The organism is Streptomyces sp. NPDC001914, from assembly GCF_042891215.1.
Lineage (GTDB): Bacteria > Actinomycetota > Actinomycetes > Streptomycetales > Streptomycetaceae > Streptomyces.
This window is the reverse complement of sequence record NZ_JBIASW010000009.1, coordinates 1-22474: the sequence shown is the minus strand read 5'-3', so window position 1 is coordinate 22474 and position 22474 is coordinate 1. Positions and strand designations below refer to the sequence as shown.

The 22474-nt window shown below is 70.6% G+C and carries 20 protein-coding genes and 1 tRNA gene; 9 read left to right on the top strand and 12 right to left on the bottom strand.

The window, feature by feature from the left end:
- Positions 1 to 19: 19 nt before the first annotated feature.
- The 6 genes from ACFYYF_RS24845 to ACFYYF_RS24820 all read right to left on the bottom strand — a co-directional run bounded on the left by ACFYYF_RS24845 (position 20) and on the right by ACFYYF_RS24820 (position 7356).
- Positions 20 to 913: a TauD/TfdA dioxygenase family protein gene (locus ACFYYF_RS24845; protein ID WP_388779263.1), complete on the bottom strand. Its 894-nt coding sequence runs from the start codon at positions 911 to 913 to the stop codon at positions 20 to 22.
- Positions 914 to 1048: 135 nt separating this feature from the next.
- Positions 1049 to 2455, bottom strand: a complete 1407-nt coding sequence (locus tag ACFYYF_RS24840; protein WP_388779261.1) for an LLM class flavin-dependent oxidoreductase — start codon at positions 2453 to 2455, stop codon at positions 1049 to 1051.
- Positions 2452 to 3252: an ABC transporter ATP-binding protein gene (locus ACFYYF_RS24835; RefSeq protein WP_388779259.1), complete on the bottom strand. Its 801-nt coding sequence runs from the start codon at positions 3250 to 3252 to the stop codon at positions 2452 to 2454. Before ACFYYF_RS24835 ends, ACFYYF_RS24840 begins: the two co-directional genes overlap by 4 nt.
- A complete protein-coding gene (locus ACFYYF_RS24830; protein ID WP_388779940.1) occupies positions 3228 to 4103 on the bottom strand; it encodes an ABC transporter permease in 876 nt (291 codons plus the stop codon). The genes ACFYYF_RS24835 and ACFYYF_RS24830 overlap by 25 nt, the downstream gene beginning before the upstream one ends.
- 404 nt (positions 4104 to 4507) lie before the next feature.
- Positions 4508 to 5608 carry an ABC transporter substrate-binding protein gene (locus tag ACFYYF_RS24825; RefSeq protein ID WP_388779256.1) on the bottom strand — a complete coding sequence of 367 codons (1101 nt, stop codon included), beginning with the start codon at positions 5606 to 5608 and terminating at the stop codon, positions 4508 to 4510.
- A gap of 545 nt (positions 5609 to 6153) precedes the next feature.
- Entirely contained in the window at positions 6154 to 7356 is a 1203-nt protein-coding gene (locus ACFYYF_RS24820) for an ROK family protein (protein WP_388779253.1), read from the bottom strand.
- A gap of 563 nt (positions 7357 to 7919) precedes the next feature.
- On the opposite strand from ACFYYF_RS24820, the gene ACFYYF_RS24815 reads away from it, so the two are divergent.
- Positions 7920 to 8504 (top strand): biotin transporter BioY, encoded by a 585-nt coding sequence (locus ACFYYF_RS24815; RefSeq protein WP_361693579.1) that lies wholly within the window; start codon positions 7920 to 7922, stop codon positions 8502 to 8504.
- A 101-nt stretch (positions 8505 to 8605) separates the two neighbouring features.
- Here the strand turns inward: ACFYYF_RS24815 and ACFYYF_RS24810 are convergent, their stop codons facing one another.
- Entirely contained in the window at positions 8606 to 9325 is a 720-nt protein-coding gene (locus ACFYYF_RS24810; RefSeq protein ID WP_388779249.1) for an LPXTG cell wall anchor domain-containing protein, read from the bottom strand.
- Between the two features lie 126 nt (positions 9326 to 9451).
- Here ACFYYF_RS24810 and ACFYYF_RS24805 point away from each other — a divergent pair, with 126 nt between their 5' ends.
- A complete protein-coding gene (locus ACFYYF_RS24805) occupies positions 9452 to 11431 on the top strand; it encodes a serine/threonine-protein kinase (RefSeq protein WP_388779247.1) in 1980 nt (659 codons plus the stop codon).
- Between the two features lie 63 nt (positions 11432 to 11494).
- Here the strand turns inward: ACFYYF_RS24805 and ACFYYF_RS24800 are convergent, their stop codons facing one another.
- Positions 11495 to 12985, bottom strand: a complete 1491-nt coding sequence (locus tag ACFYYF_RS24800) for an amino acid permease (protein WP_388779244.1) — start codon at positions 12983 to 12985, stop codon at positions 11495 to 11497.
- Between the two features lie 260 nt (positions 12986 to 13245).
- Between ACFYYF_RS24800 and ACFYYF_RS24795 the strand changes: the two genes are divergently transcribed.
- Positions 13246 to 13740: a ribose-5-phosphate isomerase gene (locus tag ACFYYF_RS24795; RefSeq protein WP_355976662.1), complete on the top strand. Its 495-nt coding sequence runs from the start codon at positions 13246 to 13248 to the stop codon at positions 13738 to 13740.
- A gap of 94 nt (positions 13741 to 13834) precedes the next feature.
- Positions 13835 to 14644 (top strand): Fpg/Nei family DNA glycosylase, encoded by an 810-nt coding sequence (locus ACFYYF_RS24790; RefSeq protein ID WP_388779242.1) that lies wholly within the window; start codon positions 13835 to 13837, stop codon positions 14642 to 14644.
- Between the two features lie 40 nt (positions 14645 to 14684).
- Here the strand turns inward: ACFYYF_RS24790 and ACFYYF_RS24785 are convergent, their stop codons facing one another.
- Entirely contained in the window at positions 14685 to 15914 is a 1230-nt protein-coding gene (locus ACFYYF_RS24785) for a GNAT family N-acetyltransferase (protein WP_388779240.1), read from the bottom strand.
- A gap of 169 nt (positions 15915 to 16083) precedes the next feature.
- Between ACFYYF_RS24785 and ACFYYF_RS24780 the strand changes: the two genes are divergently transcribed.
- Positions 16084 to 17256: a PP2C family protein-serine/threonine phosphatase gene (locus ACFYYF_RS24780; RefSeq protein ID WP_361693567.1), complete on the top strand. Its 1173-nt coding sequence runs from the start codon at positions 16084 to 16086 to the stop codon at positions 17254 to 17256.
- A 58-nt stretch (positions 17257 to 17314) separates the two neighbouring features.
- Positions 17315 to 17770: an HD domain-containing protein gene (locus ACFYYF_RS24775; RefSeq protein WP_388779237.1), complete on the top strand. Its 456-nt coding sequence runs from the start codon at positions 17315 to 17317 to the stop codon at positions 17768 to 17770.
- A 75-nt stretch (positions 17771 to 17845) separates the two neighbouring features.
- Here the strand turns inward: ACFYYF_RS24775 and ACFYYF_RS24770 are convergent, their stop codons facing one another.
- Positions 17846 to 19030, bottom strand: coding sequence for an acyltransferase family protein (locus ACFYYF_RS24770; RefSeq protein ID WP_388779234.1), 1185 nt, complete (start codon positions 19028 to 19030; stop codon positions 17846 to 17848).
- A 646-nt stretch (positions 19031 to 19676) separates the two neighbouring features.
- Here ACFYYF_RS24770 and ACFYYF_RS24765 point away from each other — a divergent pair.
- Positions 19677 to 19871, top strand: coding sequence for a hypothetical protein (locus ACFYYF_RS24765; RefSeq protein ID WP_189314022.1), 195 nt, complete (start codon positions 19677 to 19679; stop codon positions 19869 to 19871).
- 414 nt (positions 19872 to 20285) lie between these two features.
- Here the strand turns inward: ACFYYF_RS24765 and ACFYYF_RS24760 are convergent, their stop codons facing one another.
- A complete protein-coding gene (locus tag ACFYYF_RS24760; RefSeq protein WP_388779938.1) occupies positions 20286 to 20606 on the bottom strand; it encodes a DUF6083 domain-containing protein in 321 nt (106 codons plus the stop codon).
- A gap of 275 nt (positions 20607 to 20881) precedes the next feature.
- On the opposite strand from ACFYYF_RS24760, the gene ACFYYF_RS24755 reads away from it, so the two are divergent.
- Positions 20882 to 20965: transfer RNA gene (locus ACFYYF_RS24755), tRNA-OTHER, on the top strand.
- Between the two features lie 53 nt (positions 20966 to 21018).
- Here the strand turns inward: ACFYYF_RS24755 and ACFYYF_RS24750 are convergent.
- Positions 21019 to 21195 carry a hypothetical protein gene (locus ACFYYF_RS24750; protein WP_388779231.1) on the bottom strand — a complete coding sequence of 59 codons (177 nt, stop codon included), beginning with the start codon at positions 21193 to 21195 and terminating at the stop codon, positions 21019 to 21021.
- Positions 21196 to 21540: 345 nt separating this feature from the next.
- Here ACFYYF_RS24750 and ACFYYF_RS24745 point away from each other — a divergent pair, with 345 nt between their 5' ends.
- A complete protein-coding gene (locus ACFYYF_RS24745) occupies positions 21541 to 22014 on the top strand; it encodes a hypothetical protein (protein ID WP_388779229.1) in 474 nt (157 codons plus the stop codon).
- Positions 22015 to 22474: the final 460 nt, after the last annotated feature.

Here is a 22474-nt window from a genome sequence, read left to right as displayed (position 1 = left end):
CACCCGAGCCGGTACGGCGTCACGAGGCCACCGGCGTGTAGTGCGAGGCGTCTCCCTCGATCGAACGGCTCTCCTTCCCCTCGACGCCGACCGGCACGTCACCGGCGACCGTCACCCGGTGCAGCCGCCGCGGCAGGCCGTCGTAGTTGTCGATCGCGTAGTGCTGGGTGATGCGGTTGTCGAACAGGACGAGCTGGTTGGGAGACCAGCGCCAGCGCAGGACGTTCTCGGGCCGTGTCACGTACGCCTGGAGCAGGTCGAGGATCTTGCGGGACTCGGACACCGACAGACCGACGATCCGCTGTGCGAACCCGCCGATGAACAGGCCGCGTTCACCGGTCAGCGGGTGCACCCGGACGACCGGGTGAGCGGTGCGGAACGTGATGGACGTGAACTGCGCGCGCTGCGCGGCCTGTTCCTCGTCGATGCTCTCGTCCGGCACCGCGTAGTCGTAGTCGTTGGTGTGCTCGGCCCACAGGGTGTCGGCGAACGCGCGGAGCGGTTCGGGCAGATCCCGGTAGGCGGCCGCGGAGTTGGCGATCAGCGTCTCGCCGCCGTACGGCGGCACGGTGATGCTGCGCAGGGTGCTGGCCTGCGGCGGGTTGACCACGAAGGTCACGTCGGTGTGCCAGTGGTTGGCGCGGCCCCGCTCGCTGTCGACGGGCAGTACGTTCGGGGCGCCGTCCACGGCGGGAACGGTGGGGTGCGCCGTGGTGAGGTCGCCGAAGTGGCGGGCGAAGGCCTGCTGGCCCTCGTCGTCCAGGTCGACGTCGTCGAAGACCAGCGCCTTGTGCTCGTTGAGGGCGGTGCGCAGGGCGGCGGCGGTGATGTCGTCCAGGGGCTTGGAGATGTCGACGCCCAGGACGCGGGCACCGATGTGCGCGGTGACCTTCTGGATCTCGATGTCCGACATGGGTACGGGTCCTTTCGGTTCTAAATGCGGCGTTCTGGAATGCACGTTCGGAGGTTCGGAGGCCGGGCGTTCGGAGGCCGGAGGTTCGGACATCCGGCGGCTCGGGGGTGGACGGTCCTGGCGGTGCGAGCCGGTTCAGGAGAGGGCGGACGCGGCCGCCGGTGCGGGTGCCGGTGCCGCCGCCGGGAGCGTGGCCGCCGTCGCCGTCGCGGCCGCCGCCGTGTACCGGTTGGCCGGGCGCGGAAGCCCGTAGCGCTCCCGCAGGGTCTGCCGGGGCCCGTACTCACGACGGAGCAGACCCCGCTCGCGCAGGATCGGCACCACGTGGTCGACGAACAGGTCGAGGCCGGACGGCAGCACGGCGGGCATGATGTTGAAGCCGTCGGCGGCGCCGCCGCGGAACCACTCCTCGATCGTGTCGGCGACCTGCTCGGGCGTCCCGGCGAAGGTCAGATGACCCCGCCCGCCGCCGAGCCGGCCGATCAGCTCGCGGACGGTGAGCCGCTCGCGCCGGGCGAGCTCCACGACGAGGGTGTAGCGGCTCTTGGCCCCCTCGATCGCGCTCTCCGGAGGCAGATCGTCGGGCAGCGGCGCGTCGAGGCCGAGCGTGCCGGGCTCCAGGCGCAGCAGACGCTCCAGGTGGCTCACGCCGTGCTCGTACACGATGTGGTCCTCCAGGACGCGCTCGTGGGCGCGCGCCTCCGCCTCGGTCGAGCCGATGACCGGGACGATGCCGGGCAGGACCTTGACGTGGTCCGGGTTCCGGCCGGCCCGCTCGGTACGGGACCTGAGGTCGGCGTAGAAGTCCTGGGCGTCCGCGAGGGTCTGCTGGGCGGTGAACACCGCCTCCGCGTACCGGGCCGCGAAGTGCTTGCCGTCCTGCGAGGAGCCCGCCTGCACGAGAAGCGGGTGACCCTGGGGTGTGCGGGGCACGTTGAGGGCGCCCTCCACACTGAAGTACGTGCCCCTGTGGCGCGCGGGATGGATCTTGCCGGGGTCGCCCCAGACGCCCGCCGCCTTGTCGGCGACGACGAGGTCGTCCTCCCAGCTGTCCCAGAGCTTGAGCGCCACGTCCAGGAACTCTGCGGCGCGGCGGTAGCGGGTGGCGTGGGCAGGCTCGTCGTCCAGGCCGAAGTTGCGGGCGGCCTCCGCGCCCGCGGTGGTCACGATGTTCCAGCCCGCGCGGCCGCCGCTGATGTGGTCGAGGGAGGCGAGTCTGCGGGCCAGGTTGTAGGGGGAGTTGTAGGACGTGGAAGCCGTCGCGATCAGGCCGATGTGCTCGGTCGCGGTCGCCAGCGCGGTGAGCAGGGTGATGGGTTCGAGCGCGCCGGAGGGGCGCTGGCCCACGCTGTTGAACAGGACCGGGCCGTCGGCGAGGAAGAGGGAGTCGAAGGTGCCGCGTTCGGCGATCCGCGCGAGCCGCACGTAGTGGGCCGTGTCGACGTGGGCGTACGGGTCGCTCTCCGGGAGCCGCCAGGAGGCCTCGTGGTGACCGGTGCTCATCAGGAAGGCGTTGAGATGGAGCCGGCGCGGGCTGGTCACAGGTGCTTCTCCTTCTGGTGCGCGGACGCGTCCGGCCCGGCCGCGCCGTTGTCCGGCGCTCCTGTCAGGTCCTCGGTCACCCCGAGGGCGTTCAGCAGCCGCTCGCGGTACTCGCCGAGCAGGGGATCGCGGTACGAGCGGGGGTGCGGACGGTCGATGGTCAGATCGACGCCGATACGGCCGTGGTCGAGCACGAGCACCCGGTCGGCGAGCACGATCGCCTCGTCCACGTCGTGCGTCACGAGCAGCACGGACGGCCGGTGGCGCTCCCACAGTTCGCGCAGCAGCACATGCATGCGGATCCGGGTGAGCGCGTCCAGCGCCCCGAACGGCTCGTCTGCCAGAAGCAATTCGGGTTCGCGGACGAGGGAGCGGGCCAGGGCGGCGCGTTGTGCCTCACCGCCGGACAGCTCGTTGGGCCAGGCCCGTTCACGCCCCGCGAGTCCCACCTCGGCCAGGGCCGAGCGGCCCCTCTCCGCCGCCTCCCGGCCGTCCGCGCCCAGCAGGACGTTGTCGAGGACGCGGCGCCACGGCAGCAGCCGCGAGTCCTGGAAGACGACCGACACCCTTTCCGGGGCGGCGAGTTCCCCGCTCCCGGCGACGCCGTGATCGAGGCCGGCGATGGCGCGCAGCAGGGTGCTCTTGCCGGAGCCGCTGTGGCCCAGCAGGGCGGTGAACTGGCCCGCGGGGAGGTCCAGGTCGATTCCGTCGAGCACCGTGCGGCCCTCGAACGACCGAGTGAGGCCGCGCAGTCGGACCGTGTGGGGGCGGGTCAGCTGCTGAGCGTGCGTCGCCATGACAGCACCTTTCGTTCGACGAGACGAACCGCGCTGTCGGAGACGAGCCCGAAGATGCCGTAGATCAGCAGGCCGACGAGGATGATGTCGGTCCGGCCGTAGTTCTGGGCCTGGAACATCATGTAGCCGAGGCCGCTGGTGGCGTTGATCTGCTCCAGGACGACCAGGGAGAGCCAGGAGCCGGTCACGCCGAGCCGCAGCCCGACGAAGAAGCCGGGCAGCGCGCCGGGGATCACGATCTCCCGGATGAAGCGGAGCCTCGACAGCCCCTGTACCTCGGCGAGTTCCACGAACCGGTGGTCGATGCCGGACAGTGCGGAGTGCAGGTTCAGATAGATCGGGATGTAGACGACGATGGCGATGATCGCGATCTTGAAGGTCTCGCCGATGCCCAGCCAGAGGATGAACAGCGGGATCAGACCGAGGGTCGGGATCGCCCGGTTGAGCTGCACGGTCCCGTCGATCAGCGCCTCGCCGACGCGGCTGAGCCCGGAGGCGAGGGCGAGGAGGACGCCGGCGGTCAGGCCGAACGCGAAGCCGTACGCCGCGCGTTCCAGGGAGGTGAGCACGTCGGTGGGCAAGGTGCCGTCGGTCCACAGGTGACCGGTGGTCCGCAGCACCGTCCAGGGCGCGGGGATCGCGCCGGGATCGAGCTGTCCGGCGGCGGACGCGGCGGCCCACAGGGCGAGGAACAGCGCCGGACCGATGAGCCGGGAGGCGGGCAGCCGCTTGCCGGGCGCCAGCCCCCGGCGCCGGGCACGGGGAGCCCGCCCGAACCACCGGCCGCCGGGCCCGGCACCCTTCGTGCTCGTGGCCGTGCCCGAGGCGTCCGCGACCGCGGACGAGGTCAGGCCCGTGGCCTCGGCGGGTGCCGTGGCCGGGTCGGTGGACCCGCTCCCCGGTGCGACCGGAGCCGTGGCCCCGGGTGCGGTCGCGGCCGGGCCGGCGGTCTCGGTGTCCGCCGTGGCCGGGTGGGTGGTCCGGGTCCCGGGTGTGGTCGGGATTGTGATCCCGTTCGCGGGTGTGGCGGCAGCCGCGGTTCCGGTTCCGGGCCCGGGTGAGGTCGAGGCCGGACCGGCGGTCTCGGTGCCTGCCGTGGCCGGGTGGGTGGTCCGGGATCCGGGTGTGGCCGGGGTTGTGGTCCCGTTCGCTGGTGTGGCGGCAGCCGCGGTTCCGTTCCCGGGGGCCGTCGGGGCCGCGGGCTCTGTCCCCGGTGCGGCCGGAGCCGTGGTCGTGGTCCTTGTCGTCATGGCCGTCACTTCCGGTATTCCGCGGGGACGGCCCTGGCCGCGATGGCCTCGAAGCGCCGGTCGAAGAGCGAGCCGACCTTGAAACCCTTCACGAAGCCGCCCTCCGCCAGCAGATCGGCGGTCTCCTGCTCCCACTTGACGGCCTCGTCCCAGTTCGGCGGGAACAGCGGCTTGTTGGCCAGGGCGGTGATCGCCTGCGCCTGCGCGAGGGTCAGGTTCTGCGTCTTGACGTAGAACTCCTCGTTCCAGGCGTCGGGGTGCTCGTACGCCCACACCTGGCCCTTCGCCCAGCGCGGGATGTACGCGGCGACCGCGGCCGCCTTGGCCCTGTCGGCCAGTACCGACGTCGGCGCCCAGAGCAGATTGAGCAGGTCCACCACGTCGGTGGTGATGGTGTGGGCACCCTTGGGCCCGTACTGCTTGAGATAGGCCGGCGCCTGGCTGTTCGCGAGCGGGGCGATGTCCACCTGGCCCGCCTGGAGCGCCGTGAGGAACTGATTGCTGGTCAGCGGTACGAGGTTCACGTCGTCGTAGGCGATGCCGGCCTGCTTCAGGGCCCGCAGCAGGACGACTCCCTGCGCCTGTCCCTGGGAGAAGGCCAGCTTCCTGCCCTTGAAGTCCTGGACGTCCTTGATGTCGCTGCCGGGCTTCGTGGCGAACAGGTAGTTGGGCTTGCGGGTGATGTTGATCGCGACGATCTTCGCGTCGAATCCCTGGAAGTGCGCCTGGATCGGCGGGATGCCCGCGTTGTTGCCGACGTCCAGGGACTTGGCGCGGAAGGCGTTGATGACATCGGGTCCTGCGCCGATGTTCACCCAGTCGGAGACGGTGAACGGCAGACCGGCCAGCCCCGCCAGCTTGAACTGGAGTTCCTGGACGCCCTGGTAGGAGGCGATCTTGAGCTCGGTGCCCTTCGGGACCTTGTCGGACAGCGGCGCCGACAGATCCCCCTGGGACCGGCTGCCGGCCGCGCTCGCACCGGCGCAGCCGCTCAGCCCGGCGGCGGCCGCGACACCGGCGAGGGAGGACAGGAACACGCGCCGGTCGACACCGGACGTGGACAGGGGAGAGGAGGAACGCGTTGACCGTGCGGACAGTGGTGGCATGGAAGGACTCCGGGGATTCCAAGTGGCGGGAGGGCGCGCCGGGTTCCGGGCAGGGCGAAGCCGGAGGGGACGCGGGCGCGCCGGAGGGACACACGCCGGTGGCGTGCTTGAAGAGACGGGCGACCAGGGATGACGACGGCCGGACGGCCCGCGCCGCGAAGGGCGTCGGCCGGCCGGTCCCGCGTACGGCGGTGTGACGCGTGAGGGGCGTGACGGCGGCCGGGTGCCCCTCGGGCGGCGCCGCCGGGCGAACCCCGTCCGCCGGCGGATCGGCCGGAGAAGGGCCCGCCCGGCCGGCGGACCGGCGTGTCAGCGGACCGGCGCGTCAGCGGATCGGCGTCTCAAAGGATTCGGTGACACGGTGCCGGTGACGATGGGGCCGGCGGCGACCGGTCAGCGACAGGAGGTCAGCAACAACGTGTGCGTGCGACCCGCATCAGGTCGACCACACGGCACTTGGTGAGCGGAACCTGCACCCGCGCGCTGCTCATGCCCTCGATGCTCCTGTCCGGGAACGAGCCCTGTCAACATTCCGACTTTCTGAATTAAATGACTGCCGGTGAGCGGCCCGGGGAACCCAGCGGGTCGCGGTACAGGACGTCGAGCACGACCGATCCGCCCGCCACGGCGAGCACCGAATCGGGGAAGCTCGTGGGGACGACGGCGGACGCCCGCTCCGGTCCCACCGCCTCGCGCAGCGCCCCCAGGCAGTCCTCCCGGTGGATGGCGCCTATCTCGGTGACGACGACCGTCTCCGGGTTGAGCACGTCGAGCAGCAGCGCCGCCGCCCGCCCCACCATCCGGGACCGCTCCGTCAGCAGCCGCACGGCCACCGGGTCGCCGGCGGCCGCCGCGGACACCACGTGCATCGGGTTCGAGCCGTCCGTGACACCGAGTTCCCGCGCCCGCCGGCTCAGCGTCCGTTCACTGAGCTCGGCCTGGAGGCACCCCGTCCGGCCGCAGTCGCACCGCTCCGACCCGCCGGTCAGGGGCAGATGGGCGATCGCACCGGCCTGTGAGCGGGGCCCGTGGTGCACCTGGTCGTGGGTGGCGAAGGCGGCGTCCACCACATTGCCGGCGAACAGATGCAGCACGCTCCGGCTGCCCCTGGCCCGCCCGAACAGCCGCTCACCGTTGACCAGCGCCCGCGCGTGGCCGTCCACATGGACCGGCAGTCCCGTGCGCGCGCCGACGGCCTCACGGACGGCCACGTCGCGCCAGCCCAGCAGCGGGTGCTCCACGATCGTGCCGGACTCGGCGTCCACCCAGCCACCGGCCGCCACACCGATGCCGAGAGCGGTACGGCCGGGGACACCGGCGAGAAGCGCGGTGATCGCGTCGGCGGCGTTCGCGAGCACCGGGCCCGGCTCGGTGCGGTCGTGCCGAAGCCGCCTCTCGGCGAGAACCCGTCCGCGCAGGTCGAGCAGTGCGACGGTCGTGTACGGCACGGCCACGTGCACCCCGCCGACCACGAACCGGGAGCGGTCCAGGTCGACCGGGAGATGTGGCCGCCCGACCCCGCCCGACCGGTGGGGTGCGGCGGCCTCCCGGATCAGGCCCCGCTCGGTGAAGCGGGCGCAGTAGTCGGTCACCGACGCCGGGGACAGGCCGGTCAGCCGCGAGATGGTGCTGCGGGCGACCGGCCCGTGCTCCAGCACCGACCGCAGGATCACGCTGGCGCTCGCCCGGCGCCGGTCGAGAACGGGGGAGGGAAGGGACAGGGAAGGGGGTGCCACCGTACTGGCCATGGAGTTCATCCTCGGGAGCTGGTCCGGCCGAGCGCCGTCACGTACGCCACGCCGCAGCGGGTGCGACAGGGCCTGGTGTGGTCCGCTGTGGTCTCGTCCCGGCGGGCCGGATCCGCTCCGCCCCGCCTCAGGAGGGCCGGCGACAGGTGGCCGTGCCCTGGCGTCGCAGGTCGACATAGCGACGCGACGAGAAGTTCAGGGCCTGGGGAACCATGGGGTGAAGGGTAGGGGCTGGCCGGGGGGACCTGCCAGATGCGCCCACGGACCGGACACCGGGTCCGCCCGGCGGGGAAACGCCCGGCGGAGTCTTTGGTGAGTCTCCACAGTCCCGGCCCCGAAGTCTCCCGTAGCGAAAACGACTTCACCTCAGTGACCAGCATCACCTTCGGGCGGGTGTACCAGGCACTCTTTGTAAGGAGCCCACCAAGCCGTTGATCCGCGCTTTGTCGAGCGCTGACGGTGATCACCCGCGGGCCGCTGGGATAGCGTCGCCGTGTTCCGACCTTGTCCTCCCCCGGGCTCTCCATGGGCCGAGGGGGCAACCCCTGTTCGCCGGAGTCCTCATGAGCACCGCTGTCGCCACGCCCTCCCGCCCCGGCGAGGTCCTCGCCGACCTTCTCCCGGCCTCCCGCGTCCGTGACGCCGCCCTCGTGCTCGGCGGTGCCGCGCTCACCGGTCTCGCCGCCCAGATCTCGCTGCCCGTCCCGGGTTCCCCGGTGCCGGTGACCGGCCAGACCTTCGCCGCGCTGCTCGTCGGCACGGCGCTCGGCGCCCGCCGCGGCTTCCTGTCGCTCGCGGTGTACGCGCTCGTGGGCATGGCCGGCGTCCCGTGGTTCGCGCAGGGCAGCTCCGGCGCCTCGGCCCCGTCCTTCGGCTACATCCTCGGCATGCTGCTCGCCTCGACCGTCGTGGGTGCCCTGGCCCGCCGCGGCGCCGACCGCTCCGTGCTGCGCATGGCGGGCACGATGCTGCTCGGCGAGGCGATCATCTACGCGATCGGCGTCCCCTACCTGGCCCTGGCCACCGGCATGTCGGCGAGCGCGGCCGTCGCGGCGGGCCTCACCCCGTTCCTGATCGGCGACGCCCTCAAGGCCGCCCTGGCGATGGGCATCCTGCCCACCGCGTGGAAGCTCGTCGACAAGAAGTGACGTCCACGCCGTCGAGGCGATGACGTCGAGGCCCGCCGGGTCGGTTTCCGACCGCACCCGGCGGGCCTTCGCGTGTTCCGGGCCGGGACCGTGCCCGGCGCTCAGTGTTCCCGTCGCGGCCTGCGGCCGGCCCACCACAGCCCCGCCGCGCCGGCCGACATCAGCGCCGCGCCCGCGAGGCCGAGCGGCACGGCACCGGCTCCGGGCCCGGTCTTCGGCAGTTCGTCGCCGCCCGGTGCCACCGGCTTGTTGTCGGTGCCCAGCAGCAGCGGGGTCGCCGGGGCGTTCGGGGACGGGTTCGTCGTACCGAACGGGACCGGGCCCTGCTGCCAGTACGTCTTCTTCCCGTCGCGGGTCTGGACCGGAAGGCAGATCTTGCCCGTCCGGCTCGGATCGAACGTCGCCTCGACGTCGTACGATTTCGATTCACCGGCCGCGAGATTCCCCGTGGAACAGATGAAACCGCTGTTCGAACCCGCGGGGAGATTCTTTTCGGCCATGGCGGTGCAGCCTTCGACGTTCTTGACCTTCAGGCCGTCGAATCCGACCACCAGCAGCCTGATATCGCCGCTCTCCTTGTTTCCCTCGTTCTTCACCGTGGCGGAAAAGGCCGTCTTTTGAGTACTGTTGTCGACCGAGATCTTCTCCGGCAGCAGCGTGGTCACCTTCACGCCCGCCGGGGCTTCGTCCACCGCCTTTCCGCCCTTGCCGCTCCCCGGCCCCTGGTCGTCCGCGACGGCGGAGTAGGAAAGGATCATCACGGTCGAGAAACATGCCGTGAGCAGGGATCCCGTAATGGTGGTCGCCCGACGAGAACTCATGTTCGCCCCCTTGGCTGCGCCTGAATTCGCAGTACTTGAAGAGGTACCACAAGATTTCTCCGCACTATGCTGGTACGGCCTGAAGCGTGACCATTGTGGCTCTGTTGTGACGGGCGATCGTGGCTGATGGTGAGGGGGGTGCGGAAAATGTCGGCGAACGTACAGGGTGGTGTTCCGGGATTATTGGTGACCGGACGTTATCGGCTGGTCGAGAGTATTGGGCAGGGGGGAATGGGGCGGGTGTGGCGAGCCGCCGACGAAATGCTCGACCGGCAGGTCGCGGTCAAGGAAATGCGCATGGACGGATTCGATCCCGAGGACACCGGGACCCGCCGGGAACGCACCCTGCGCGAAGCGAGGGCGACGGCCCGGATCGACCATCCCGGCGTCGTCCGCGTCTACGACGTCGTGGACGCAGGCGAGCGGCTGTGGATCGTCATGGAACTCGTCGCCGGCCGCTCGCTCGAACGGATCGTGTCCGAGGACGGACCGCTGGACACGCGCGAGGCGGCCCGCGTCGGCCTCGAACTGGTCGGGGCGCTGCGGCAGGTGCACGCGCAGGGGGTGCTGCACCGCGACATCAAGCCGGGCAACGTGCTGGTCGAGAGCGCCGGACGGAACCGTGTCGTCCTCACCGACTTCGGCATCGCAGCACTGCAGGACGCCGAGGCGCTCACCATGGCCGGGATGCTGGTCGGTTCCCCCGACTACATGGCGCCCGAGCGGGTCTCCGGCCGCCCCCAGGGGCCGCCCTCCGACGTGTGGTCGCTGGGCGCCACGCTCTGCGCGGCCCTCGGCGGCCGTTCCCCCTTCTCCCGGTCCACGACCCTCGCGACCCTGCACGCGGTTCTCTACGAGGAACCCGAACTCACCTCCGGAGCCGGGGAGTTGCGGGAGATCCTGACCGCCCTCCTGAAGAAGGACCCGGCCGCGCGGCCCGGCCTGGAGGACCTGGAAGCGGCACTCGCCGCCTTCGCGCCCGCCCCTGACCCGCGTTCCGTCCCCGACCCGCGTCCCGCCCCCGTCCCCGACCCGCGCCCCGCCCCAGACCCGCGCCCCGTCCTGAAACGCGCGCCCGTCCCGCAACCCACCGTGCCCGACCCGCGCCGAGAACCCGGCCCGCCGCGCGATCCGGACCCCGGAACCGAAGTCGCCGCACCGGAGCCCGGGGCGTCCGGAGCGGCCAACGCATCCACCGAGTCCTCCTCCGGACCGCGTACGGAGCCAGGCTCCGGCGTACCCTCCCGGCTGCCCACGGTGCCCGTGCCCGTGGTGCCGGAGCCGGACGAACTCCCGGAGCCCGCCGTGCCGTCCGGCTCCTCCGTACCGTCCGGCTCCGGCGTGCCTCCAGGCTCCGCGGGCGGCGGACGCCGGAGTACCGGCCGGCGCCGGGGCGAGAGCCGGAGCGAAGGCCGGGGCCGGAGCGAGAGCCAGGGCCGGGACCGGGGCCAGGGTCGGGACCGGCACCGGGACAGGAGTCTGTCCGGTGCCCGGCGTCGTATCGCGTTCGCCGCCGCCGGGGTCGTCGCCGCGGCGGCCGTCGCCTGGGCCGTCGTGGCCATGACCGGCGGATCACCGGGCGGCGCGGGTGCCGCCGCGGGCTCGTCCCCGACGTCCGCCTCCGGTACCGAAGACCCCTCGTCCCCGGCGCCCACCGTCGCCGGCACCTCCCGTCCGCCCAGCCTGCCCGCGGGAGCGCGCCGGGAGGCCGGCGGCTACGCCTGGGTGACGCCCAAGGGCTGGCGGCGCGATCCGCAGACCGGTTCCGAGGTGCACTACACCTCGCCCGACGGCACCCAGGAACTGGCGGCCAAGTCGTCCATCGCCAGGGGGAATCTCCTGGCCACCTGGACGACCTCCGAGCGCAACGCCCACCAGGGGCGGGACTACCGGAAGATCCGGCTGGAGCAGACGATGTTCCGCGGCCGGACCGCGGTCGTCTGGGAGTACACCTTCACGCTCAGGGGGGTGAGCTGGCACGCCCGGCTGCTCGGCTTCGACACCGACGGGAAGTCGTTCCAGATCAGCACCTGGTACCACCAGGACGTCGAGGACCGGGCCCTCACGGTCTACGACCGGGTCAAGGACAGCTTCACCGTGCTGTGAAAGGAAGGAGGGGCCCGCGGCGGTGTGCCGCGGGCCCCTCCTCACTCGGGCTTCGGGGGCGGGTCAGGCGCCGACCTCGGCCCGGGCCTCCTCGCGCGAGTCGCCGGCGACCGGCTGCTGCGCGGAAGAACGGGAGCCCGCGCCGGTCTTCTGCCGGACGAAGGCGATGACCAGCACGACCGCCGCGACGAGCAGCGACAGCAGCACGGTCTCGCGGCCGTCGTGCTCGGTGTCGGTCAGCATGTAGCCGAGCACGAAGACGATCATCGCGGCCGTCGCCCAGGTCAGATACGGGTAGAGCCACATCTTCACGACGAGCTTCTCCGGCGCCTCGCGCTGGATGATCTTCCGCATCCGCAGCTGCGAGAAGCAGATGACGAGCCACACGAACAGGGCCACCGCACCGGAGGAGTTGACCAGGAAGAGGAACACCGAGTCCGGGAACTTGTAGTTGAAGAAGACGGCGACGAAGCCGAACACGACCGAGACGATGATGGCGGTCATCGGCACACCGCGCCGGGTGGTCCTGGCGAACGCCTTCGGCGCGTCCCCGCGCTCACCGAGCGAGAAGGCCATGCGGGAGGCGGTGTACAGGCCCGAGTTGAGGCAGGACAGCACGGACGTCAGCACGATGAAGTTCATGATCTCGCCGGCGTGCGCGATGCCGAGCGAGTCGAGGGCGGCGACGTACGAGCCCTTGTCCTCGATGGCCGGGTCGTTCCACGGCAGCAGGGTGACGACGACGAGGATCGAGCCCAGGTAGAAGACGGCGATACGCCAGATGATGCTGTTCGTCGACTTGGTGACGGCCCGCTGCGGGTCCTCGGACTCGCCGGCGGCCAGCGTCGCGATCTCGCTGCCCATGAAGGAGAAGACGACCAGGAGCACACCGGTGAGGACCGCGCCGGGTCCGTGCGGCAGGAATCCGCCGTGGTCGGTCAGATTGCCCAGTCCCGCCTTCTCGGCGTCGACACCGGGCAGCAGCCCGAAGATGGCCAGACCGCCGACGACGATGAACGCGCCGATCGCGACGACCTTGATCCCGGCGAACCAGAACTCGAACTCGCCGTACGAGCCGACGGAGACCAGGTTGGTGGCCGTCAGCACGACCATCACGATGAGCGCCCAGCCCCACTGCGGTACCGCGGGGATCCAGCCTTCGAGGATGTCCGCGCCTGCGGTGGCCTCCACGGCCAGCACCACGACCCAGAAGAACCAGTACAGCCAGCCGATGGAGAAGCCGGCCCAGCGGCCGAGCGCGCGGTCGGCGTGCGCGGAGAACGAGCCCGAGGTCGGGTTGGCGGCGGACATCTCACCGAGCATCCGCATCACCAGCACCACGAGCGTGCCGACGAGGGCGTACGAGAGAAGGATGCCGGGGCCCGTCGTGGCGATGCCGGCCTTGGAGCCGACGAAGAGTCCGGCTCCGATGACGCCGCCGATGGCGATCATCGACAGATGGCGGTTCTTGAGTCCGGCCTGGAGGCCGCCACCGGGTTCTCCGGGGCCTCCGGTGGCCTGTGCGGCCTTAGTGGGGGTCGGCTGCGAGGTCATGAGGTGGGTTCCTTTGCGCCGGATGAGCAGATTCCCGTACGAAGCGCCCGACCCGTACGAGCGGTGTACGGGGCGCGCACCGACCCCGATGTGAGGGGCGGCGTACAAGTTGGTCCAGTGAAACGGAGGCGATCGGATTCGTGAACCTTTGAATCCAGATCGTTACTTGAGGTTTCCTTGAGGTTCTGTAGGCTGAGTCACAGTTTTGTGCGGCGGGACCCGGCGCGACTGCCCCGAAACGGCCGTGTCACACTCGGACCATGCGCGTGTATCTCGGATCCGACCATGCCGGTCTCGAACTGAAGAACCACCTCGTCGAGTGGCTCAAGGCCGCCGGCCACGAGCCCGTCGACTGCGGGCCCCACATCTACGACGCCCAGGACGACTACCCGCCGTTCTGCCTCCGCGCCGCGGAGCGCACGGTGGCCGACCCGGGCGCCCTCGGCGTCGTCATCGGCGGCTCCGGCAACGGCGAGCAGATCGCCGCGAACAAGGTCGCCGGCGTACGGGCCGTCCTCGCCTGGAGTGCGGAGACCGCAGCGCTCGGCCGCGAGCACAACAACGCGAACGTCATCTCCGTCGGCGCCCGCATGCACACCGAGGAAGAGGCGACGAAGTTCGTCGAGACCTTCCTGGGCACGCCCTTCACCGGCGAGGAGCGCCACGTCCGCCGCATCGAGATGCTCGCGGACTACGAGAAGACCCGGGAACTCCCCCCGATCCCGGCCCACCACCCGCAGCAGCCGCAGGCCTGACACCGACGGACCGCGTGCCGCGGACCCGGGGGCCGGTGAACCGCCGCGCCGCCGGGCCGCCGGCCGTCGGACGTGAGAGACAGCAGGAGGAACGGTGCCCGAGGGGCACACCATTCACCGGCTCGCGGAGGACTACCTCGCCGCGTTCGGTGGCCGCGGCGTCCGCGTCACCAGCCCCCAGGGCCGGTTCGAAGACGCCGCGGTCCTCCTCGACGGATCGGTCCTGACCGAGACGCAGGCCCACGGCAAGCACCTCTTCCTGGGGTTCCGTCCCGGGCGGTGGATCCACATCCACCTCGGCCTCTTCGGCAAGGTGGGATTCGGCGGCACACCCGCCCCGCCGCCCACCGACACCGTCCGCCTGCGACTCGTCAACGAGACCGCGTACGTCGACCTGCGCGGTCCCACCACCTGCGCGCTGATCACGGACGACGAGAAACGCGCGATACACGACCGCCTCGGCCCGGACCCGCTGCGCCCGGACGCCGATCCCGCCGCGGCGTACCGCCGGGTGTCCCGCAGCCGTACGACGATCGCCGCGCTGCTGATGGACCAGAAGGTCGTCGCGGGCGTGGGCAACGTCTACCGCGCGGAGGTCCTCTTCCGGCACGGCATCGACCCGTACCGCGCCGGCAAGGATCTCGGCGCCGCGGAGTGGGACGCGATCTGGGCCGACCTCGTGGACCTCATGCGCGAGGGCGTCCGCAACAACCGCATCGACACGGTCAGGCCGGAGCACACCCCCGAGGCCATGGGCCGTCCGCCGCGCGTGGACGACCACGGCGGCGAGGTCTACGTCTACCGCAGGGCCCATCTGCCCTGCCACATCTGTGGCGGCGAGATCAGCACCGCCGATCTCGCCGCCCGCAATCTCTTCTGGTGCCCGGCCTGCCAGAAGGCCTGAGCGCCCCCGCGGGAGCGCCGGGTCCCGGGTCGTGTCCGGCCTAGAACCCGTGCGGCAGCCAGGGGGCGAGCGCCGAGGAGAACGCCGTCGACGCCTCCGCCAGCGCCCCTTGCCGCAGTTCACGCACCCGGCCGGCGGTCGCGAGCGAGGCCAGGGAGACACCGCCCAGATAGGCGGCCCCGAACTCCCGTACGGTCAGGGCGAGATCGGGGGCGTCCTCGGTCCGCACGCACACCGCTCCCTTGGTGTCGCCGGTGAGCCGCCAACGCCCCTCGTTCCAGGGGCAGAAGGAGTCCTCGACCTCGAACACCACGTCCACCGGAGCCTGGTAGGTCCGCGCCTCCAGCGCCGCGCCGACGTCGACGAGCCGCACGTGCAGCGAGTCCTTCACCCGCAGCTGGCAGCGGCGGATGTCCGAGACCAGGTGCTGCCAGGCGTCGTCCAGCGGGCGCCCCCGGGTCCGCAGCGTGGACGTCAGGTCCACGTCGAAGAGGAACCGCCACAGCGCGGCCCGCGCCGCCGGGTCCAGCCCCTCGAGATCCACCATCGACACCGCGCCGTTGTGCCCGGCCGGGCCCCACTCCGGCTTGACCCGGAACCGCGTGAACCCGACGATCTCGCCGTCCCGCTCGGCGACCACGCACTGCAACGGCGAGGCACCGCCGCGCTCGCTCTCCGGGTCGAGCAGCATGAGCCGCTCCCAGCCGGGCCTGCGCTCCAGCATCCCGGGCCGCAGCGGTACCAGCCGCGCGTACACCGCCTCGCACGCGTCCAGCACCTCCGCCGGAACCGCGTAGCGCAGCCGTACGTCGTCGGTACCGGGCGGTACGGACAGATGGACCCGGGCGGTGTCGATCTCCGCGCTGACCGACGAGCTCGCGATGCCGTAGCCGAAGCGCCCGTAGATCACCGGCTCCGAGGCGACCAGGACGGCCAGCGCCTCACCCCTGGCGCGGACGTCGTCCAGCTGGCGGCGCATCATCGCGGTCAGCACCCCGCGGCGACGGTGCGTGGCCGCGACGCTCACCATCGTGACCCCCGCCGCCGGCACCGGGGCGCCGCCCGGGACCGTCACACGGAACGAGAAGGCCCCCGCGGTGCCCACACAGTTCTCCCCGTCCCACACGCCCAGCGAACGGTCGTACTCTGTGAGCGCGTTCCACAGTTCGCGCTCCTCGGACGACTCCGCCACACCTCCGAACGCGCGGATCAGGTTCTCGTACCATTCGTCCCAGTCGGCCTGCCGCAGCACCCGAACGTCAGTCGTCATAGCCCATGCCTACCAGGGCAATGCGGTACGAGCGAGGGAATTTCGCCCGTCCGCGGGGCCCCGGCACGCAGGTGCCGGCGTGGTTCTCTGTGAAGTTGAGCGCTCGGAGGGGGGACAAGTAGGACCTCCCGTGCCAAGCGCCTGGTCCGATGGATAGGGTCCCGAACTAATGGCAGCAGGACGAGAGCGGCGCGCTGAAGCCGATACGTTCACGGCCCGGTTGAAGATGCAATGGCACCGGGCCCGCACAGCGCTGCGCAGATCCGCCGTCGACTACTTCCGCGGGGACGGCTCCGACTGGATCGCGCTGGCCGGCCTGCTGATCATGATCCCGGTGATCGCCTCCACGACCCTGGTCAACTCGGTGTGGTGCTCACCCGCCGCCCTGGTCCTGCCGATCGTGGCCGGCGGCCTGCTCCTGCGGCCCGCCAGCCTGCTCGGGCTGTACGCGGCCGCCGCCACCGCGCTGATAGTGGAGTCCGTGAAGCTCGGCCCGTACACCGAGGGCCCCTCCCGGGTGACACCCGGCGTGGTCCTGGTCGTCGCGGCCTGCGGCTTCTTCGGACTGCTGATCGCACAGTTCCGCAGCCGCGTGGGCGTGCCCTGGCGGCGCGGCGGCACCATGCTCTTCGACCTGCGCGAACGCATCCGCGTGCAGAGCAAGCTGCCCAAGCTGCCGGTGGGCTGGCACCGCGAGATGGCGCTGCGCCCGGCGGGCGGCCAGTCCTTCTCCGGGGACTTCGTCGTGGCCGCCCGGACGAACGGCGGCCGGACCCTCGAAGTCGTCCTCACCGACGTCTCCGGCAAGGGAATGGACGCGGGATCCCGCGCCCTGCTGCTGTCCGGGGCCTTCGGCGGACTCCTCGGCTCCCTGCCCCCGCACGCCTTCCTGCCCGCCGCGAACGGCTATCTGCTCCGCCAGGACTGGGACGAGGGCTTCGCCACCTCGATCCACCTGGTGCTCGACCTCGACTCGGGCGACTACGAACTCTTCTCCGCCGGACACCCGCCGGGCCTTCAGCTCAGCGCGGGCAGCGGCCGCTGGGAGGAGAAGGCCGCCGAAGGCCCCCTGCTCGGTGTGTACGACGGCGCCCAGTTCGACCCGGTGAAGGGCTCGCTGCGGCCCGGGGACGTGCTCATGCTGTTCACGGACGGTCTGGTCGAGACGGCCGACCGGGACATCGTCGAAGGCATCGACCGGCTCACCGGCGAGGCCGACCGCTATGTCGCCGGCGGCTTCCACGGCGCCGCCTGGCACCTCATCGAGGCGGTCGCCAGGGACGTCAACGACGACCGGGCCCTCCTGCTCATCTGCCGCGACGCCCTGGCCCCGGTACGCTGACCGCCCCCGCGGTTCCCGCGACGCAGGCGGCGGCCCGTACCGAGGAGACACTGATCGCGTGACCCGACCTCTCCTGACCCTGGCCGAAGTCGAAGCGCTCGCCCGCGCGGCGCACGCCACCCAGACCGACAAGGCCGGCCGGCCCTACGCCGAGCACCTCCAGGCCGTCGCCGACGGCGTCCGCGAGCGCGGCGGCGACGACGACCAGATAGCCGCGGCCTGGCTGCACGACGCCGTCGAGGACGACGCCCTTTCCGGGGAGTGGCTGGACGAGGCCGCGCTGAGCCCCCGTACGAAGGACATCGTGCGGGCGCTCACCAAGGCGGAAGGCGAGGCCCCGGAGGCGTACGCGCGACGCGTCCGCACCACCCGGGGCGCCCTGCTGGTCAAGGCGTCCGACCTGGCGCACAACTCCGACCCGCGGCGCCTCGCGGTCCTCGACGAACTCACCCGGGCCCGGCTGACGAGGAAGTACGAGACGATGCGCGCCCTGCTGGGGCTGCCGCCGGACTGAACGCCGGCACACGAGAAGGGCGGGCCCGGAGTGTCCGGTCCCGCCCTTCTCGCACGCTTCTCGCCCGCCGGCCGCCTACGCGGTGGCCTTGGCCCGCTCCCGGGCGGCCTCCGCCGGGTCCCGCTTGAACGCCCACGCCATCTCCGGCTCCATCGAGAACCGGAAGATCCGCTGGACCGGCCGGGTGCACAGGACGGTGACGAGCGCGGCCGCGAACACCGTCACGAGCATCTCGCCGACCGGCTTGTGCAGCCACCCGTGGTCGAACCAGCCCCAGTACTCGGACGCCTTGACGACGAAACCGTGCAGCAGGTAGCCGTACAGCGTGCCCGCGCCCAGCGCCGTGAACCAGAACGTGCGCCGCGGCACCCAGGCGAAGAAGCAGGCCGTGAGCACCAGCGAACAGCCGTAGAGCGCGAGCGTCATGACGACGCCGGCCCACCAGGGGGCGCCCAGCTCCTGCGCGCTGTCGCGGTGGAAGAACCAGGCCGTGTTCATCCGGGGCACCGCCCACCAGCCCACGAGCAGCGCGGCGGCGAAGACCGGCACCGACAGGACGCGCACCGCGCGGCGGCGCACCATCTGGAAGTGCTCGGGCTTCATGAACAGGCCGAGGACGAAGAACGGCAGGAACTGCAGCACCCGCTGGAGATCCAGGTCGTCACCGATCTCGGGGGACACGGACGCGAGCAGCGCGAGGCACACCGCCACCGGGACCGGCCAGCGGACCAGCTTCCACAGCGGGGTCGTCAGCCGCCAGATGAACAGCGCGACCAGGAACCAGGTGAGGTACCAGGGGTCGAGCAGGCTGATCGCCTGGTCCGGGTCGCCCCCGGCGAAGCGGTCGAAGAGCGAGTACGCCGTCTCGAACAGGACGTACGGGACGAGGACACCGGTGACCAGCCGCTTCAGGCGGTCGGGGCGCATGTCGAAACTGCGCGAGAAATAGCCGGAGATGATGATGAAGGCCGGCATGTGGAAGGTGTAGACGACCGTGTACATCGCTTCCAGGACGCGGCTCTGGCCCTTCAGCGGCTCCCACGCGTGACCCATGGCCACGAGCACGATCGCCAGGTACTTGGCGTTGTCGAAGAAGGCGTCGCGCTGCTTGGCGGGCTTGCCGCCCGGTGCGGTGCCCGTGGTCGCGACCGCCGTGGCGGACGTCCGGGGCGAGCGCGGACTCGGCACTCCGTCCGCCGGCCGCTGGGCCGGGGGGAGTGGTGATCTGTGGTGGTCGTGGGGTCGGAGCGAGTTGGTCACAGGCCCTCCCGCCAGGAACTCCGGGAGATGTTTCTGGACCTCGCTGCGCGATCGGGGGGCGTGGCGGCGTGGAACATCTGAGGCACCCTAGCGTCGTCTGTGCGTTCTCGTAAAACGCCCGATGTGATTCCTGCTTATCGCCTGCGCGTACCCCGGATTCGGAGATGTGTGCCTGCCGATCCGCAAGTGGTTCCGTATATCGATTCGCTTACCGGCGAAGGCCGTTCTGTCCTGATTCATACTGACTTAGCGGCGCATAACGCCCGCGGGCGACTCTGGAGATATGTCCGATTCAAGGGTTTTTGGTGACCCGTGCGGCATGGTCGCGGTGTGCCTGTGGCAACAATTCGAATTGCTTGCGAACAGGATGTGTGGACATGGCAACCGTCGCCGGGAATTCGCTGTACGGCACGCCTTCGAATTGCGCCACGGGGCAGTGTCCCCGCTGTGTTCCCGCGCGGCCCGGGCGCGGTGGTGCGGCGTGGCTCCGGTGGGGCGCCGGCCCACTCCGGTGCCGGGCGTCGGCCGACGATGCGTCACCTGTCGCATACGAGTGGCCGGTTGGTGGCACGATGGTTCTGGCGGGGGTGTGCGGGGCTGCACCCCCGGGCCGGGAGAGCGGACCGACCGTAGGGTGTGATCAGTTGTGGCCATTTCGCTGTCAGTGGTGCTGCTGTTGGCGATCATCCTCGTGGTGTTGATCCGAGGGGGATCCATCAAGCCGGGACCCGCCATCGTGGCGGTGCTCTTCGGCTTCTTCCTCGCGTCGACCGGTATGGCTCCCTCCATCAACCGGTTCCTCGACTCGATAGCGGAGACCATCAACTCGATCAGCTTCTGAACGGGACGCGACGGAAAGCGCCCTTCGCCGGATCGGGGACGGGCGCCGCACGGTCCACGCCGGGCGCGCGCCGTCGACCGCGCGCCGCCCGCGGAGATCCCCGCGCCCGGAACTCCGGCGGACCGGCCCGAAACCCGGGCGGACCGGAACGCCCCCGGAAACGACGAGAGCCAGGCGGGGAATCCGTTCCCCGGCCTGGCTCTACGTCTTTTGGAGCGGGCGACGGGAATCGAACCCGCGTAGCTAGTTTGGAAGATCGCGTACGAGGGTCCGGGCTGAGCTGGCGAGACCCTGACGTGCGGGATCTCACGCCGCTCGCCGACGTTCCCCGTGACTCCCCGCCGGTCGCCGCTCGATCGGGCACGCAGCGGGCACGGCAGTCCGCGGCCCTCGCGTTGTGATCGACGTCTCACGCTACTCGGGGACGCACATCATGCGGTGGGCCGGCACGACGGGCTCACCCGGGAGCGGATCGACTCCACGGACCCGTACGGCGACGATGTCCGTGACGATGGGGGATAGGGCCGGGAGCTTCGTCAAACGCCACCGGAAGGGCTCTGGGACGTCCTTGGCGGGCAACTCCACGGTGGCGAGGCTGACCCAGCGGTCGTAGTTCGTGGGACATACCTGAACCAATGCGCCGCATGTTGGGCAAGTGGGTGGCTCGATCCATGACACGTCGTCCGGGTCGGGATCGGGTCGAGGGGCAGCCGTGGCCCCGTCGACTTCGGCCATCTCGTTGGCGATGGTGTTCCAGCAGACATCGCACAGCTTGGCCATGAGGTCGATGCGCCCTCGCTCGCGCACGGTGGAGCCGGCGGCACCACAACGATCACATGCGAACTGGGATTGATCGGATAAACCCCCCATGTGTTCAAGTGTGGTTGATTCCGACCGGATTCGAGTAGGTCGCGATTCGGACTCGTTCTCAGCCGTCCCGTGCCGGGTGGCCTGAGGTGGCGCCCGGGAAAAACTGGGCTGGCCTGTCTTCGAGTTGGTATGGTCCGCCTGGCCATGAGTCCTCTAGCGGCCTAAGACCCTGCGCTCGGGTTCACCCGACGCAGAAACCCCGGTTCGAATCCGGGCCGTGGCCACCTTTTGCCCCGTCCGTTCTGGCGCGAGAGTGGAACGCTGCGGGGGCGTGCCATCACCTGGCCCCGCCCCTGTCGACGCGGCTCTGGTGGTCGACCGCTGCAGCCAAGGCGAGGATTGCCTGCACCTGAGCTGCGGCGATGGCGAGTGTTCCGGAGCGCTGGAAGTCCTTGGCGTGAACCGTGTCCAAGAGTTCCTGGGCCTTGCTCGCGTGAGTCTCGTAGTCCGGCATTGTCCCCCCTCGTAGTGGTGATCCGCACTGTAGTGAGCACGGCTACGGATGCCACCTGATTGGGATGTAGGGGCACGGCGACTTGAACCTGTGGCCTCATCCTTATCAGGTCGATCACAGGGGCCTATCAGCGCCAGTCAACCGCCTGGGCGCCTTGCCTGATCGGCGCCTGGGGTCCGGCCTCGACCGCCGTTGTTCGTGCTTGTTGGTGTCAGCCGCTGATGTCAGCGCGTGGCGGTCCTGACCTGGTGAGCTGAGGCTGTGCCATGGGTTTCCTCGAAAGCTATGATCCGCTGCCGACCTGCCGCCTCTCGTGCGTACAGGCGGGTCTTTCGAGGGGATTACGTGATCAAGCGAGTACAAAGCGTCGCCGGGATGGTCCTGGTGGCGGCCGTCGCCTTGTCCGGATGCGGCGGTACGAAGTCCGAAGAAGCGAAGCCCCCCTCGACACATAGAGCGACTGCGACTGCAAGCTCTGACAGCCAGACCGACACGTCCAGCGCTGCGGGGACCAACGGCGAAGCCGATCCGGCGCTCACTGGCAGCTGGGTCTATCTCGACCGCGGAGGCTTCGTGAAGCTCCTCATCGATGGCCGGCAAGTCGAACTGATCGGCAAGCACCGCTGTCGAGGCAAAGCCTCCAAAGAGGATGGACTGCACGTCATCAGGGTTAAGTGCGATGACGGCAATACCGACCGGACTGTGGGGCGGGTGTACGGGCTGACCAAGGACGCCATGACCGTCGATTGGCAAGGGTTCGGAGCCGATATTTACCAGCAGACCAAGCCCGCGACTAGCAAGGGGAGCACGGGCGAGTAGGGCTGTTGGCCTGTTGCTGACGATGTCGAGAGGTCGGCTCCGAGACTTTGGGCGGGAGCTGCCATGGGGCGAGTGATCATGGCCCCGTAAGCTTCCGGCGAGTCGGGCAGTCTGTGGACCTGCCCGTTAAAGCACGACGTTGGGGCCATGATCTTCGAGGCTCGCCCCATGGTGGCTGCCTAAAGTCTCGGAGCCGACCGGCCCACAGCGTGGTTACCGTTCTCGACTCGGGCCCGCACTCGCTGCGGCCCGGGGCTTGGCCCCGGCGCCGAAGGCGCAGAGGGGCCAAAGCCCAAGGGCCAGCCCGCGCTCGCGCGGGCACTTGATGATGTAGAGAAACCTGTAACAGCTCGCGCTGGCCTACGCTGTCCGATCCCGGGTGATGCTTGACAGTTCGATCCCAGCTGATGGTTGACGGTGGCCGTGATCGGCTTTTCTGTGCGTGTCGTTGCGGCGCGTG

Coding starts and splice junctions, on each gene's coding strand:
- ACFYYF_RS24835 (WP_388779259.1), bottom strand. CDS start 3,252: ATGGCGACGCACGCTCAGCAGCTGACCCGCCCCCACACGGTCCGACTG.
- ACFYYF_RS24825 (WP_388779256.1), bottom strand. CDS start 5,608: ATGCCACCACTGTCCGCACGGTCAACGCGTTCCTCCTCTCCCCTGTCC.
- ACFYYF_RS24785 (WP_388779240.1), bottom strand. CDS start 15,914: ATGACGACTGACGTTCGGGTGCTGCGGCAGGCCGACTGGGACGAATGG.
- ACFYYF_RS24750 (WP_388779231.1), bottom strand. CDS start 21,195: ATGCCGGACTACGAGACTCACGCGAGCAAGGCCCAGGAACTCTTGGAC.
- ACFYYF_RS24800 (WP_388779244.1), bottom strand. CDS start 12,985: ATGACCTCGCAGCCGACCCCCACTAAGGCCGCACAGGCCACCGGAGGC.
- ACFYYF_RS24780 (WP_361693567.1), top strand. CDS start 16,084: ATGGCAGCAGGACGAGAGCGGCGCGCTGAAGCCGATACGTTCACGGCC.
- ACFYYF_RS24845 (WP_388779263.1), bottom strand. CDS start 913: ATGTCGGACATCGAGATCCAGAAGGTCACCGCGCACATCGGTGCCCGC.
- ACFYYF_RS24795 (WP_355976662.1), top strand. CDS start 13,246: ATGCGCGTGTATCTCGGATCCGACCATGCCGGTCTCGAACTGAAGAAC.
- ACFYYF_RS24760 (WP_388779938.1), bottom strand. CDS start 20,606: ATGGCCGAAGTCGACGGGGCCACGGCTGCCCCTCGACCCGATCCCGAC.
- ACFYYF_RS24805 (WP_388779247.1), top strand. CDS start 9,452: ATGGTGAGGGGGGTGCGGAAAATGTCGGCGAACGTACAGGGTGGTGTT.
- ACFYYF_RS24820 (WP_388779253.1), bottom strand. CDS start 7,356: ATGGCCAGTACGGTGGCACCCCCTTCCCTGTCCCTTCCCTCCCCCGTT.
- ACFYYF_RS24810 (WP_388779249.1), bottom strand. CDS start 9,325: ATGAGTTCTCGTCGGGCGACCACCATTACGGGATCCCTGCTCACGGCA.
- ACFYYF_RS24815 (WP_361693579.1), top strand. CDS start 7,920: ATGAGCACCGCTGTCGCCACGCCCTCCCGCCCCGGCGAGGTCCTCGCC.